The organism is Sphingobacterium chuzhouense (assembly GCF_014692525.1).
GTDB classification, from domain to species: domain Bacteria; phylum Bacteroidota; class Bacteroidia; order Sphingobacteriales; family Sphingobacteriaceae; genus Sphingobacterium; species Sphingobacterium chuzhouense.
Map to the genome: position 1 here is coordinate 291,692 of NZ_JACNYL010000004.1, position 14,918 is coordinate 306,609.

The 14,918-nt window shown below is 41.2% G+C and carries 11 protein-coding genes; 5 read left to right on the plus strand and 6 right to left on the minus strand.

Annotated features, from left to right (window positions below; translation table 11 throughout):
- Positions 1–17 precede the first annotated feature (17 nt).
- The 4 genes from recA to H8B21_RS17585 all read right to left on the minus strand — a co-directional run bounded on the left by recA (position 18) and on the right by H8B21_RS17585 (position 3,766).
- On the minus strand, positions 18–1,043 hold the full coding sequence (recA, locus tag H8B21_RS17570; protein WP_190315153.1) for a recombinase RecA: 1,026 nt from the start codon (positions 1,041–1,043) through the stop codon (positions 18–20).
- Positions 1,044–1,116: 73 nt separating this feature from the next.
- Positions 1,117–1,782, minus strand: a complete 666-nt coding sequence (nth, locus tag H8B21_RS17575; protein ID WP_190315154.1) for an endonuclease III — start codon at positions 1,780–1,782, stop codon at positions 1,117–1,119.
- 98 nt (positions 1,783–1,880) lie between these two features.
- A complete protein-coding gene (locus H8B21_RS17580) occupies positions 1,881–2,069 on the minus strand; it encodes a hypothetical protein (RefSeq protein ID WP_190315155.1) in 189 nt (62 codons plus the stop codon).
- A gap of 71 nt (positions 2,070–2,140) precedes the next feature.
- Positions 2,141–3,766 carry a S8 family peptidase gene (locus tag H8B21_RS17585; protein ID WP_190315156.1) on the minus strand — a complete coding sequence of 542 codons (1,626 nt, stop codon included), beginning with the start codon at positions 3,764–3,766 and terminating at the stop codon, positions 2,141–2,143.
- A gap of 113 nt (positions 3,767–3,879) precedes the next feature.
- On the opposite strand from H8B21_RS17585, the gene H8B21_RS17590 reads away from it, so the two are divergent.
- Positions 3,880–6,030 (plus strand): S9 family peptidase, encoded by a 2,151-nt coding sequence (locus H8B21_RS17590; protein WP_190315157.1) that lies wholly within the window; start codon positions 3,880–3,882, stop codon positions 6,028–6,030.
- Here the strand turns inward: H8B21_RS17590 and H8B21_RS17595 are convergent.
- Positions 6,020–6,253 (minus strand): hypothetical protein, encoded by a 234-nt coding sequence (locus tag H8B21_RS17595; protein ID WP_190315158.1) that lies wholly within the window; start codon positions 6,251–6,253, stop codon positions 6,020–6,022. The genes H8B21_RS17590 and H8B21_RS17595 overlap by 11 nt on opposite strands.
- Positions 6,254–6,725: 472 nt before the next feature.
- On the opposite strand from H8B21_RS17595, the gene H8B21_RS17600 reads away from it, so the two are divergent.
- From H8B21_RS17600 to argC, 3 genes are all read left to right on the plus strand, one after another.
- Entirely contained in the window at positions 6,726–7,442 is a 717-nt protein-coding gene (locus H8B21_RS17600; protein WP_190315159.1) for a GNAT family N-acetyltransferase, read from the plus strand.
- Positions 7,443–7,508: 66 nt separating this feature from the next.
- Positions 7,509–8,702: an argininosuccinate synthase gene (gene argG, locus H8B21_RS17605; RefSeq protein WP_190315160.1), complete on the plus strand. Its 1,194-nt coding sequence runs from the start codon at positions 7,509–7,511 to the stop codon at positions 8,700–8,702.
- A complete protein-coding gene (gene argC / locus H8B21_RS17610; RefSeq protein WP_190315161.1) occupies positions 8,699–9,712 on the plus strand; it encodes an N-acetyl-gamma-glutamyl-phosphate reductase in 1,014 nt (337 codons plus the stop codon). Before argG ends, argC begins: the two co-directional genes overlap by 4 nt.
- A 3-nt stretch (positions 9,713–9,715) precedes the next feature.
- Here the strand turns inward: argC and H8B21_RS17615 are convergent, their stop codons facing one another.
- A complete protein-coding gene (locus H8B21_RS17615) occupies positions 9,716–10,735 on the minus strand; it encodes a GntR family transcriptional regulator (RefSeq protein WP_190315162.1) in 1,020 nt (339 codons plus the stop codon).
- Between the two features lie 1,181 nt (positions 10,736–11,916).
- On the opposite strand from H8B21_RS17615, the gene H8B21_RS17620 reads away from it, so the two are divergent.
- Entirely contained in the window at positions 11,917–14,910 is a 2,994-nt protein-coding gene (locus H8B21_RS17620; protein WP_190315163.1) for a SusC/RagA family TonB-linked outer membrane protein, read from the plus strand.
- Positions 14,911–14,918: the final 8 nt, after the last annotated feature.

A 14,918-nucleotide genomic window follows, 5' to 3' on the forward strand; every position in this document is an offset into this window, starting at 1 on the left:
TTGTCCCAGGCTTTTTTTTATTCTTCTATTCCGGCTGCGTGTTCATCAAGATCACTACCACTGACTTCCGCTCTTATTTTAGCTTCGAGCTCATCACTTAAATCAGGGTTGTCCAGTAATAAGTTTTTTACAGCATCGCGTCCTTGCCCTAATTTCGTGTCGCCATAGCTAAACCAAGAGCCAGACTTTTTGATAATGCCGTATTCTACACCCAGGTCAATGATTTCACCCACTTTGGAAATTCCTTCACCAAACATAATGTCGAATTCTGCCAAACGGAATGGTGGCGCTACTTTATTTTTTACAATTTTTACTTTAACACGGTTACCCGCTACTTCGTCACTGTCTTTAATTTGGGAAGTCCTGCGAATATCTAAACGGACGGAAGCATAGAATTTTAGTGCATTTCCACCGGTGGTTGTTTCCGGGTTTCCGAACATAACGCCAATTTTCTCCCGCAATTGGTTAATAAAGATACAGCAACAGTTGGTTTTAGAGATTGTTCCAGTTAATTTCCGTAAGGCCTGTGACATCAAACGCGCTTGAAGCCCCATTTTGGAGTCGCCCATTTCCCCTTCGATTTCTCCTTTAGGTACCAACGCCGCGACAGAGTCGATGACGATGACGTCAATAGCACCGGAGCGAATAAGATTGTCGGCAATTTCCAACGCTTGCTCGCCATTGTCGGGTTGGGAAATAAGTAGATTTTCGACGTCTACCCCTAGCTTTTGCGCGTAGTATTTGTCAAAAGCGTGCTCCGCATCGATGATAGCCGCTATTCCTCCTTTTTTCTGTGCTTCAGCAACGATATGGGTTGCAAGGGTCGTTTTACCAGACGATTCCGGGCCATAAATTTCGATGATACGTCCTTTAGGTACGCCTCCAATGCCTAGTGCTATATCCAAACCGAGAGATCCAGTAGAAATAGCCTCGATAGGCTCTACCGCTGAGTCTCCTAATTTCATAATCGTACCTTTACCGTATGATTTTTCTAATTTATCTAAAGTTAGCTGTAAAGCTTTTAATTTGTCTGCGTTACTCATTTTTTTAGTATTATCTAGTCAAAAGTAAGTTTAAAATGTGAAAATTCAAAATAATTTCGCTAATATTTTTAGTTTAATTATTGATCTTTGCTGTGACGTTTGTATAATGTGTTTCAAAATACTTGCAAAAGTATGTGATAGGGCATTCCTCGCATTTTGGACGCCTTGCCACACAAATATACCGGCCGTGGAGGATAAGCCAATGATGTGCGATAGCAATTGTATCCTTTGGAAGATATTTAACCAATTGTTTTTCTACAGCCAGGGGTGTTGTGGCACGACTTGTCAGTCCCAAACGATTGCTCACACGAAAAACATGTGTGTCTACTGCCATTGCCGGGTTATTATATACTACGGAAGATATGACATTGGCGGTTTTTCTTCCTACGCCAGGCAATTTGATAAGATCTTCCACTTTTTCTGGTACGTCGCCATGAAACTCTTCCATTAATTTTTTAGCCATCCCAACGAGGTGTTTCGCCTTGTTGTTGGGGTAACTAACTGAGCGGATATACGTAAATACTTCATCCGGTGTGCTAGCAGCTAATGATGGGGCGTCCGGAAAACGTTCGAAGAGAGCAGGAGTCACCTGATTGATGCGCTTATCCGTGCACTGCGCGGATAAAATGACGGCAACCAGAAGTTCATAAGGATTGCTATAATTTAATTCCGTTTGTGCGTCAGGGCTGTGTGTCGAAAAATACTTCACAAATTCTTGATACCGTTCTTTCTTTAGCATGAACAAAGATATTCAAAATGCTGCAAATTTTTGAAAGGTATTGTAAGGTGCTATCAATAAAAAACAAAGTCTCTAATAAATTTAGAGACTTTGCCATTTTACTTTCTTAAGCTACGGGAATAGTTCAATATATTCTCGATGATTTTGGGGCTTGGGTCTTTTGCCAATTCTTTTAAATTGGATTTTAGATTTTGTTCAAATATTTCATTAACTACCTCTATCTCGACCATGCTCTCCCTTTCCTCGCTTAATTCAGTAACATGTTCCTTTGTAAAGAATTCTACCATAAGCGTTTTGTTTATTAAGTACTTATTAAACGCAAGATAGAAATTTATAGTATATAAAATTTAACATTTTTTCACTTTTTTTCTCGAATATGTCTATCCGCCTCTTCAATAGCTGCTTTTGCATTCACAATTCCGCCAGACACACTAATTTCATCCAGGTAAACTTTCTTGGTAGATCCGTCTACTTTTATCCTTACCTTTTCATCTACCTTTGTTACAGATTTCAAGATGATGTCTTTCACCTCCCTGGCCGTAAGTTTAGGATAGTAAGAACGCAATACTGCCGCTAATCCGGATACCACCGGAGCGGCCATACTTGTTCCATCCTGTTCTTTATATGTAGATTCCGGCATAGTGGAATTAATTTTGACACCGGGTGCAAAGACATCCACCGAACGGTATCCAAAATTGGAGAATTCAGCCAACAAATCACCATCGAGCCCCGACGACGTAGCACCCACTGTAATCCAGTTGGAAGCTTCGCCCAATACAGCATCGAGGCTATCGGTATAATACTTCATCGGATAGTTTTTGACGACGTCAATATCTTTGCCATCATTGCCCGCCGCATGCACAAGGAGCACATCTTTTTCCTCTGCATATTTTATAGCCTCATCAACCGTTTTTTTATTAAATACATATCCCTTTCCGAAACTCATGTTAATTACTTTCGCACCATTGTCTACCGCATAACGTATGCCGTTTGCGACATCTTTATCACGTTCATCCCCATCTGGAACCATGCGCACGCCCATAATCTGTACGTTATCCGCTACACCGTCAATTCCAATTCCGTTATGGCGTTTAGCGCCGATAATACCCGCCACGTGCGTGCCGTGATCAGCGTCAGGGCCTTTAATATCGGCATTTCCGTAGAAACGCTCATCTGCATCTTCATAGTTGTCGCCAACAACATGCCGTGAATCGTAGTTTTTATTTAGATGATAGTCCACCTGAGCACGAAAGTATTTCACACCTTCCTCCAGTTCCTTGTAAAAGTCTTCAAAGCTCTTTTCATCGCTAAGTTCTCGTTTTGTCATACGGATCGCCATCTTCTGACGGTCAGTGTTAGGCTTGTAGGCATCAAGGTCAGCTTTTGTTATCTCCTTAATGTCTTTGCCTATTTTTTTGATGGCAATATCAATTTCTTCCTTTAACCTACCGTAGTTAAGATTTCCGAAATTTGCCTGATCGAGTTTGCTTGTATATTCGCTTATCATCTTTTGGTATGCCACGAACTCCCGGCGTTCAGCTTCGCTAAGTGGGGTGGAGGGTAATACAGATATATATTTCGGCTCGTAAATGCGAATCAAACGAGTGATTTCCAGATTATCGTATTGTACGTTTTCACCATTTGCATTCCCTATAAAGTTCCATCCATGTATATCGTCAATATAGCCGTTTCCATCATCATCTTGACCATTTCCAGTAGTTTCTTTGGAGTTTGTCCATATGACGTCTTTCAAATCTTCGTGCTTATAGTCTATACCGCCATCTAACACACCCACGACGGTAGGAGTTGATTCTCTGCCTGTTAAAAGCTCGTATGCTTTTTCGGTACTTATTCCGCGTACACCGTCTGTTTCATAATCAAGATTGTACCAATTAGGTGGATTGGTGGCTTTTGATTGGGCGTTTCCCCATAGCGGAAGTATGCTGATACCTAATAGAGCAACAAGTTTCAATGTTCTAGTCATATATTTTTGTTTCGTCAAGAGACAAATATAAGGTAACTCCGGTGTTGATGTTGTTAAAAAAACATAAATCACTATTCTTTTTACATTAACTTTATCACCAAAACTAGCTTACGATGCATAAAAACTGGAACTATATGATTATTATTGGGGCTATGGCAATATCCTGTTCTGATAACACGACAAAAAATACGGCGACTTGGCCGGAGGTTACTCCCCCTGTGGCAGAGAAAAAAGTACATGAGCGTACCATCCATGGTGACACGGTAGCGGACAATTACTATTGGATGAACGACTATTTTAAGAAAGGTCCGGATTCCGCAGAAGTTATCGCTTATTTAGAAGCAGAAAATAACTATACGGCAGCGATGATGAAAGATACCGAACCGCTGCAAGAGAAACTGTTTCACGAAATGAAAGGACGGATAAAGGAGAAAGATGAGTCCGTTCCCTATTTTAAAAACGGATACTATTATTACAGCCGTACAGAAGAAGGTAAGCAATATTATAAATTCTGTCGAAAGAAAGGAAGTCTGGATGCTCCTGAGGAGATATTGCTCGACGTGGATGACATGGCCGAAGGGTATGCCTATTATGCTGCGGGTGGCTTTTCGGTAAGCCCGGACAATAAGTTGCTTTCCTTTGGAGTGGATACCGTATCGAGAAGAGAATATACGATTTATGTGAAGAACCTCGAAACAGGTGCATTATTAGCGGACAAGATTGATCGTACAACGGGGGGCGCTACGTGGGCGAATGATAATAAAACGTTATTCTACACCGCCAAAAATCCGGTTACTTTGCTGAGTGAGAAAATCCGTCGGTATACGTTGGGTTCGGGATCTGCTGGCGATGTCGTCGTATATGAAGAGAAAGACAATACGAATTATATCGGTGTAGGAAAATCAAAAAACGGAAAACATATCATGATCTATTCGGGTGGAACACTATCGTCCGAAGTTCGCGTATTGAATGCTGATCAACCAAATAGTACCTTTGAGGTGTTCCAACCTCGGATGAAAGAGGTGTTGTATTCCGTTACAGCGTTGGCAGACAAGTTCTTGATCTTAACCAATGACGGAGCAAAAAACTTCAAGGTGATGGAATGCCCGTTGGATAAGACGACCAAAGAATATTGGAAAGAATTTATCCCTCACCGAGATGATGTGCTCGTTTCGGATGTTGATGAATTTAAAGATTATATCGTCATTTCAGAGCGCAAGAACGGCTTGACACAAATGGCGATACGATCATTGAAAGACGGAACGCAACATTACCTGGATTTTGGAGAGACAGCTTATACCGTGTATCCAAGTACGAACGTCGAATATGATACCGATATGGTACGTTACGGTTATACTTCGCTCGTAACCCCATCTTCGACATATGACTACAACATGAATACCAAAGAGAGAACCCTGAAGAAGCAGCAAGAGGTTGTTGGCGGATATGATCCGGAGAAGTATGTAACAGAACGTTTATTTGCCACAGCAGCTGATGGTACACGGATTCCTATCTCGTTGGTCTACAAAAAAGGTTTCTCTAAAAACGGGAAATCACCCTTGCTGCTCTACGGATACGGTTCCTATGGTATGTGTATGGACCCTACCTTTAATTCGTCGAGGTTGAGCCTTTTGGACCGAGGTTTTGCTTATGCTATTGCACATATCCGTGGTGGAGAAGAGATGGGGCGGCAGTGGTATGAGGATGGTAAAATGATGAACAAGAAAAATACGTTCACTGATTTTATCGATTGTGCCAAATATCTGATTTCGGAAAAATTGACCAGTTCCGACAATCTGTATGCGCAAGGGGGTAGCGCCGGCGGTTTGCTCATGGGAGCCGTTATTAATATAGCTCCTGAGTTATGGAACGGTATCATTGCGCAGGTTCCTTTTGTGGATGTAGTCAATACCATGTTGGACGATACTATTCCGTTGACTACAAATGAATATGATGAATGGGGAAATCCGAATGATAAAACAGCGTATGCCTATATGAAATCGTACTCACCATATGAAAACATTGAAGCAAAAGAGTATCCAAACCTATTGGTTACCACTGGGCTTCATGATAGCCAAGTGCAGTACTTCGAACCTGCAAAATGGGTAGCAAAGTTGCGTGAAATAAAGAAAGGCAAGCAGGTCGTCTTGTTTAAAACAGATATGGAGTATGGGCATGGTGGAGCTTCTGGTCGGTTTGATTATCTGAAGGATGTTGCGCTGAACTATGCTTTTCTATTTAAATTGGAGGGGATTAGGGAGTAGTATTCTCCCTTTCAATCTCTCGTGCATCAATCTGATGCTGCTTGTAATTTTCAATAGCCACCTTGCTGGCCTTTTGGGATACGATAATACCCACTATAGCGATAATAGTCACGATAGCCAGTCCCCACGCGTACTTCTTTTTGTCCTGTTTGACTAACCAATACATCAGGAAGATATAGGGAATCGCGAAAAAGATATAGAATATAATACTTGGACCAACCATCTTTTGGAGAATTTTAAACCGATACAAAAGTACCTAAATAAATAGAGATATTAAAGTCGGGCAGTTTCTTTTAAACCTTTCATCAAAAAGACTGTCTAATTAAAAGATTGACGGGAAGATAGTACCAAAAATATTTTTTTAATAAAAAAACTACGGAGCTATTGCGTAAAAGAAAAAAATAATTTTTTACTTTTGTATTCGTTAATAGTCATAGATATACAAATGAACAGCTTGGAAATACATACATTTATTTCAGCACAGCTTCCGAAGAAGTTTGTGAGGGATGTGTTGTATGTTTTGAAGGGCTTCAACTCTCCTACATTGCGATTCCGACGACCTATTCTGCCTCGAGCTTGATTTGGAGGCAGGCTACTCCATTATGGGTAATCACGCGGCTCGGTGATTTCTCAGCGGTTAATTAATAGAATTTATTGGAGCACATTACGTGTAATTATTTAGGTCGACATCTTCGATGACACTTTCAGATTTTTCAATTATCCCAGCCACCCCTGCACATATAGCATATGCAGAAGCGATTTGTGACGAAATGTTCGAATCCGCAAAAGCGCGCGGAACAGGTATTGCTCGTCGTAAACCCGAGTATATAGCCCGTAAGATGGAAGAGGGTAAGGCGGTTATTGCCTTGCACAAGGACGGGAGATGGGCAGGGTTTTGCTATATTGAAACATGGAGTCATGGCGACTATGTAGCCAATTCCGGATTGATTGTAAGCCCGGAATTTAGAAAAGTAGGATTGGCAAAAGCTATTAAGAAGCGTGTCTTTGATCTATCCCGTGAAAAATATCCCAAAGCGAAAATTTTTGGATTAACCACCGGTTTGGCTGTTATGAAGATAAATTCGGATCTTGGCTATGAGCCGGTAACCTATGGCGAACTGACCCAAGATGAAGAATTTTGGAAAGGTTGTCAGTCCTGTGTGAATTTTGATATTCTGGTGAGTAAAGAACGTAAGAATTGTATGTGTACGGCGATGCTTTGGGATCCTGTCGAAAAGGAACGTGTGCTCAAAGAAAAGATTCAACGTAGAGCGGAAGCCAAGGAACGTCTGGATCGCATCGTAAAGAAACAATCACTGTTGAAACGTATTGAAGCAAAATTGTGGAGGTCGTCAAGAAAGATTGTTGCTGCGGTGTTCCCGGTGGGTACTGGTCTCGCAAAAAATATATAATGACTATATTTGGCCTTGTCTAGTGATGGGGGAAGTTTCATTACCTTTAAAAAATAATTTAATCCAATGAAAAAAGTAGTATTAGCGTTTAGTGGTGGTTTAGATACGTCCTTCTGTTGTATCTATTTAACAAAGGATTTAGGCCTGGAAGTACATTCTGTAGTGGTTAACACCGGAGGATTTTCGGCCGACGAATTGAAAGCGATAGAAGAGCGTGCTTACGCCTTGGGCGTAAAGTCCCACAGCACGATTGATGAAACCGAAAACTACTACCGTGATACTATAAAATATCTCATTTTTGGGAATGTATTAAAAAATGCCACCTATCCACTTTCCGTATCGGCAGAGCGGGTGTGCCAAGCAACGGCGATTGCCAATTATGCAAAAAAAATAGGTGCGGCATGTGTAGCGCATGGCTCTACGGGAGCTGGAAACGACCAGGTTCGTTTCGATATGATTTTCAATACCCTTATTCCGGGCGTGGAAATCATTACACCTATCCGTGATCTTAAGTTATCCAGAGAAGAAGAAATTGCGTATCTGGCTAAACATGGTGTAGAGATCAACGCCGAAAAAGCAAAATATTCTATCAATAAAGGATTATGGGGGACGTCCGTCGGCGGAGCAGAAACCCTGACCTCGAATAAATATCTTCCGGAGACGGCATGGCCTACTCCCGTGACGTCATCAGAACCGCAAACCGTCACGATAGACTTCGTTAAAGGTGAGCCTGTTGCATTGAACGGAGAACAGATTGGCGCTGTTAAAGTTATTCAACAGTTACAAGACTTAGCGCAGCCGTATGGTATCGGACGCGATATACACGTTGGTGATACGATTATCGGAATCAAGGGACGCGTTGGTTTTGAAGCGGCTGGACCACTTATCCTGATCAAAGCCCATCATACACTGGAAAAGCATACCTTAACGAAATGGCAGCTGTCTTGGAAAGATCAGATTTCTGCGTTCTATGGTAATTATATGCACGAGGGGCAAATGCATGACCCTATTATGCGGGATATCGAGGCGTTCCTCCGTTCCTCACAGGAAACTGTGACAGGCAAGGTTATCGTCGAATTACACCCGTATCGGTTTATCATTGTGGGAATCGAATCCGAGTATGATTTGATGTCCACTAAATTTGGTAGTTACGGCGAGATGAATGAAGGGTATACCGGCGATGATGTAAAAGGTTTTGCCAAAATATTCGGTAATCAAACCATCATCTGGCATAAAGTTAATAGTGGGGGAGCGGAATGATAAGAGTAGGTATAGTAGGCTCTGCGGGATATACAGGAGGTGAATTACTTCGTGTGTTGATTTATCACCCTGATGTGGAGATTGTTTTTGCTAATTCAGCTTCGAATGCAGGGAATAAAGTCTACGTGGTGCACAACGATTTGTTTGGCGATACGGAACTGGAATTTTCTTCTGATTTCCATTCAGATATCGATGTCCTATTTCTATGTGTTGGACACGGTGATGCAAGGAAATTTTTAGATGCTAATCCAGTAGATTCCTCCGTAAAAATTATCGACTTATCGCAAGATTATCGGTTGAAAGCGAATACAGCTTATCAAGGCGGACATTTTGTATATGGTCTTCCCGAGCTTAATAGGGAAGCGATTAGATCGGCACAATATATTGCTAACCCGGGATGTTTTGCGACCAATATGCAATTGGCGTTGCTTCCTTTGGCTGCTAAAGGGTTGTTGCCAGAACAAATCCATATCAATGCTACAACAGGTTCTACAGGGGCAGGACAAAAACCTTCGCCTACTTCTCATTTCTCTTGGCGTAGCGGGAATCTCTCTGCTTATAAATCGTTCGAACACCAACATCTGCAAGAGGTCTCCGAATCGTTGAACCAACTCCAACCGGATTTTTTACCGCAATCTGAACAATCCTTACTCGAACGGGCTATGCAGCGGATCAATATGATCCCACAACGTGGGGCATTTCCCAGAGGGATTTTTTCAGCGATATACGTGACTTCGGAATTGACCGAAGAAGAGGCCTATACCCTTTATGAGAATTACTATGCAAGCCATCCTTTTACATGGGTAAGCAAAGCGAATATTGATTTGAAACAGGTCGTGAATACCAATAAGAGTATTATGCATTTGGAGAAACACGGTAGCCAACTGCTGATTCTGAATGCAACCGACAACTTGTTGAAAGGTGCATCAGGCCAAGCCGTACAGAATATGAATCTGATGTTCGACCTCGATGAAAGGGCAGGACTTAATTTGAAACCTATAGGGTTTTAATACTTACAATGATTTTCTGATAATAACCTTTGCTGGATCGCGTAACATGACAGGCTTTTCATTTAAAATTGCATTTGCGGCTTCTTCGCCCATTTTACGGAAATCCGTACTGATGACTGTAATGCCTTCTTCCAGCACTTCTTTTACTGCCGTATCGTTATAAGAAATCAGGCCGATATCTTTCCCAAGCTTCCAGTTCTTTTCCCGGCAGAGCTTGATAATATCAACATCGTCTTGATCGTATCGGCTAAAAGTAATGTATGCATCACCTTTCTTAAATGAAGATTTATCCACACTGTGGAAGATGATGTGGTTCTTTTTATGTGCCTTGGCGAATGCTTCAAATCCGTCAATCAAATCTTTGGCATGAAAAGCCTCTAAAGGGGCAACCAGTATTAAACGTTTGTATTTTTCCAATTGGGGTAACAAGGTTGTCAAGGAATCTACGATGTCCGATTGGTGATCCTGATAAATGCAGCTATAAGTCCCATCAAGACCAAGTTCGTTGCGGTCTATCACAATACGTTTATGAGGAGGGATTTTATTTAAAATATGGGCGGGATTTTCGCGGAAGAAAGTAACTATCACAAAATGGGTATAACTATTTAGGTTTTCTTCTACCAGCTTTTCAAATACTTTAAAGTTGTGATGATGAAAAAATACATCTACCTCCGCCTGATCGTGTATCGTCTCCAAAAAAGCCTGATATACCCGATCCCGAAGAATGTTCATTTTGTCTAATATCAAACACACCCGGTGCGGTTGGTGAAGTTTTAAGCGCTTTACATAATACCCTTTACGATACTCCGATTCAATGATCCCCTTTTCGGAAAGATATTGCAAGCCTTTCAGTGCTGTTTCCTTGCTTATACGTAGTTCTGCTGTTAATTGGTTGAGCGAAGGTAATCTGTCGTTGATAGCCAATTCATTCTGCTCTATCTGCGCCATGATGTAATCTACCAACTGCATATATTTTAGCCGTTGTTGTGTGCCACCTAAATTGTTTATTGTAGAATCCGCCATTGTTTGTATTCGCTCATTTATAAAAAACAATTGCAAAGCTAACAGGTTTGGTCGGTTAAAACAAGAAAAAAGAACAGACCAGACCAGGGTGTAGGATATTGCCGCTAGAATGATGCTGGTATACCCCAAAAATATTCCTAAAAGCGAATGGTTTTTGATATTTCGATTTTCCTTTTTGCAAAAAAGGGAATGCTCGTTCCGAATAAGTGTTCCCTTTTTAGGAAAATGTGATCCCCTTTTGCCAACAAGTGTTCCTTTCTCAGAAAAACGTGTTCCGGTGTCAGGAAAAAGGAAACAGGATAGCGTGGAATGTGAACTCCTTTTGTAATAAAGTAATCCCTCTGTGCCAAAAAGTGTTCACATATTACAAATTATCATTTCCTTGTTAGTAAAACGTGAACTCCTTTTATCAAAACGTGTTCCCGTATTTTAAAACACTGTTTCCATATAGAAAAAACGTGATCCCATTTAAATAAATAATATTCCCCGATTCTTAAAAAGATAAACCGTTTTAGAGAAACGTAATCCCTTTTTACGATAATGCACTCCCCTTTTGTTAATAAGCATTCCTCTATCCCCAGGAAGTGTTCCCTTTTTTAGGAAACGTGATCCCTTTTAGGAGAATGTGATCTCTTTTTAGTAAAACGCGATCCCTTTTTGCTAATAAGCATTTCCTTATACCAAGGACGTGTTCCCCTTTTGGGAAAAAGGGAAATCGAAACGTGAAAAGAGGTTTCCGTATTTGGTCCTGTTTTCGACCTAATCACTGTTTAATGCGCGTTAAATCCTATTATAAAGGCACGGAATATCCAAAAATTTGATTAACCTGTTCTATTTATTTAGGATAATATTGTACAAACTGAAATACCCATTCCAAAATTAAAAAATCAAAAAGAATTTTTTTTAAAAAAATTTGGTATTCCGAACTTCTTCTTTTATGTTTGCTATATATTTATAGACCACACCAGACCAGACTAGATTTGGTTTTGTGTTTTACAATTATAAGATACTATGTATAAGATCATTTTTATCATTGATACGCTCATTAAATAAATTAATATAAACCTATTATAGACATAATATTATCTTAAAATGGAGAGGGTATATTTGAACCATACCAGACTAGACTAATCTGGTTGTAAGATGTATTAAATGAATTAATCAAATAAATTATACTAATTATGTTAAAACACAGATTTTTTCTTTCTTTACTGGCGATAATGTGCTCCATTGCTGCGTGGGCGCAACAAGAAGTAAGGGGAGTTGTTTCCAGCAATCAGGATCCTTTGCCGGGCGTGAATATCAAGATTGAGGGCTCTAATGTATCTACTGTCACAGATGAAAATGGACGTTATGGTATCAGTGTGCCTTCGTCGCAAGCTGTGCTTGTATTCTCCTCCGTGGGTTATGTCAGTCAGCAAATTGTAGTGGGACAACGGAGAAATATCGATATTACGCTGGAAGAAGATATGTCAGCGATCGATGAGGTTGTCGTAGTGGGATATGGGACGCAGAAGAGAATCAACTTGACTGGTGCGGTTAGTTCCATTGATGGCGAGGAATTAGCGAAGCGTCCTGTACACCGAGCTTCTATGGCTTTGCAAGGCATGGCGCCCGGAGTAGCTGTCACACAAAGTTCTGGTAGACCCGGCGGGGATGGCGGTACGATTCGAGTACGTGGAATCGGTACGTTTTCTGATGCGGGAGCATCTCCTTTGGTATTAATCGACGGTGTGGAGAGTAGCATTGATGGTGTAGACCCTAATGATATTCAGAATATCTCTGTATTGAAAGATGCCGCATCAGCAGCTATCTATGGTTCTCGAGCCGCCAATGGCGTCATATTGGTAACTACAAAAACGGGGGGAGGTGAACAGCTGCAGATGAACTATAATGGCTATGTCGGTCGGCAGGTTTTTACGGAGTTGCCTGAATTCGTCGACGGATATACCTATATGACCAAACTTAATGAGGCGTTTGCCAACGTAAACAGAACACCGATTTATTCAGATGAATTTCTGGAAGACTATCTTCGTTATAAGGATATTGATCCAGATTGGTATCCCGACACAGATTGGCAAAAAGAGGCATATACCGGATCAGGAATGACACAGCATCATCACGTAGGTGTATCTGGCGGTAAACTTGTCAACTTTATGGGATCGATAGCTTATCAAGATCAACAGGGTGTAATACCAAACCATCGTCAACAACGTTATTCGTTCAGGCTCAACGCGAAAGCCAACGTCAAAGACAATTTACAAACAACTTTTTTGGTGTCCGGCCGTCTCTCTCCAACGGAAAGATCTGCTCGTGACATTTACACAGAGGTTAATCGTATCTCTCCTGTCCAGCCAGCTCGGCTGACCGACGGTAGATGGGGTGTGGGAAGTAATGGGAATAATCCTATTGCGCATCTTGCTGAGGGAGGGATCAATCAATATGACTATGATCAGTTGAGAGCAACGTTCCAAATCAATTATCAGCCTTTTAAAGGAGCTGATTTAGAAGCGTTTTTTACACCTGAGTACTCTGGCAACCATCGGAGGCACTTCAATAAAGCAATAGAGACCTTTGTGCCGGGAATGGAAACCCCGGCGTATACGGTGCCAGTTAAAAGTCTCTTTATTCGCAGTAATGCGAGAACATGGGAGAATACAGCTCGTTTGATAGGACGTTATAACAAACAACTCAATGATCATAGCTTTTCAGGTTTGGTGGGCTATGAGCAAATAGGATATCGCACAGAAGACTTTTCAGCAAGACGAGAGGGATATCAGTTACCGGACTATCAAGAATTAGATGCGGGACCTATTGAGAATTGGCAAAATTCGGGTACAAGAAGCGAGTGGTCGCTAAGATCGTGGTTTGGTCGCATTAATTACGACTATAAAGGGCGTTATCTTTTGGAAGCTAATATACGGGTTGATGGCTCCTCCAGATTCCCTGACCGAAACAAGTATGGTACGTTTCCGTCCTTTTCAGCGGGGTGGAGGATTGCTGACGAGGATTTTATGGCTCCTACAAGCAGCTGGTTGAGTGACTTAAAATTAAGGGCATCTTGGGGAAGACTTGGTAACCAACAGATAGGGAATTATCCATTTTCAGCCGTTATGGCTCTTGGTTCCAGTTACATTTTTGGCAATTCTCCAGTGCAAGGAGCAAACCAACAGGAGATGGCGAATTTGGGTATTTCTTGGGAAACAACAGAAACGACTAATCTCGGTTTAGATATGGCCGTATTTAATAATCGTCTTTCTGCATCCTTTGACTATTATGTGAAGAATACAACGGGTATATTGATGCGATTGCCGGTACCAGCTATTATTGGTTTAACAGAGCCATATCAAAATGCAGGAGTGGTCCGAAATAAAGGTTGGGATCTTACTTTGAGATATCGGTCAGCACCAAAAGATTTCAGATATGATATCGGACTGAATGTTTCTGATGTACAAAACGAAGTAGTCGATCTGAGGGGTACTGGCCCGATTATCAGTGGTTTTAGAGTAATTGAAGAGGGTATGCCTATTAATACACTATTTGGATATAACGCTTTGGGGTTGTTTAGGGATCAGCAGCAGGTAGACGAGTATCCGAGACAAAGTTTTACCAATTACGGTCCCGGGGATATTATCTATGAAGATGTAAATGGTGATGGCGTGGTAAATACAGAAGACCGGGTTGCTATAGGCAATGAGATTCCACGTTATATATTTGGTTTGAACCTAAATGCTCAATATAAGGGATTTGATTTTAGCGCCTTGATACAAGGTGTTGGAGAAAGAAATTCAATTTTTACTGGAGATGCAATATGGGCTATGTATAATAATGGGAAAATGCAAAAATGGCACTTAGACCATTGGACGCCGGAAAATCTCGATGCTGCCTATCCGAGACTTATTTCAGAATCTACGCACAACAACTTTATGAATTCGAGTTGGTGGGTGTATAGCGGTGCTTATGCACGGTTAAAAAATGTACAAATTGGATATACGTTTCCGGAGCGTTGGGTAGGTAATGGTACCATTAAAAAACTACGTGTATATACCACCGGTGATAATATCTTTACCCTACATAAAATGCCAAAAGGATGGGATCCCGAGACACGAAGTGGTGATGCCAATATATATCCTATTTCCTCCACTTTTTTGTTTGGCGTCAATTTAACATTTTAATGAAATAC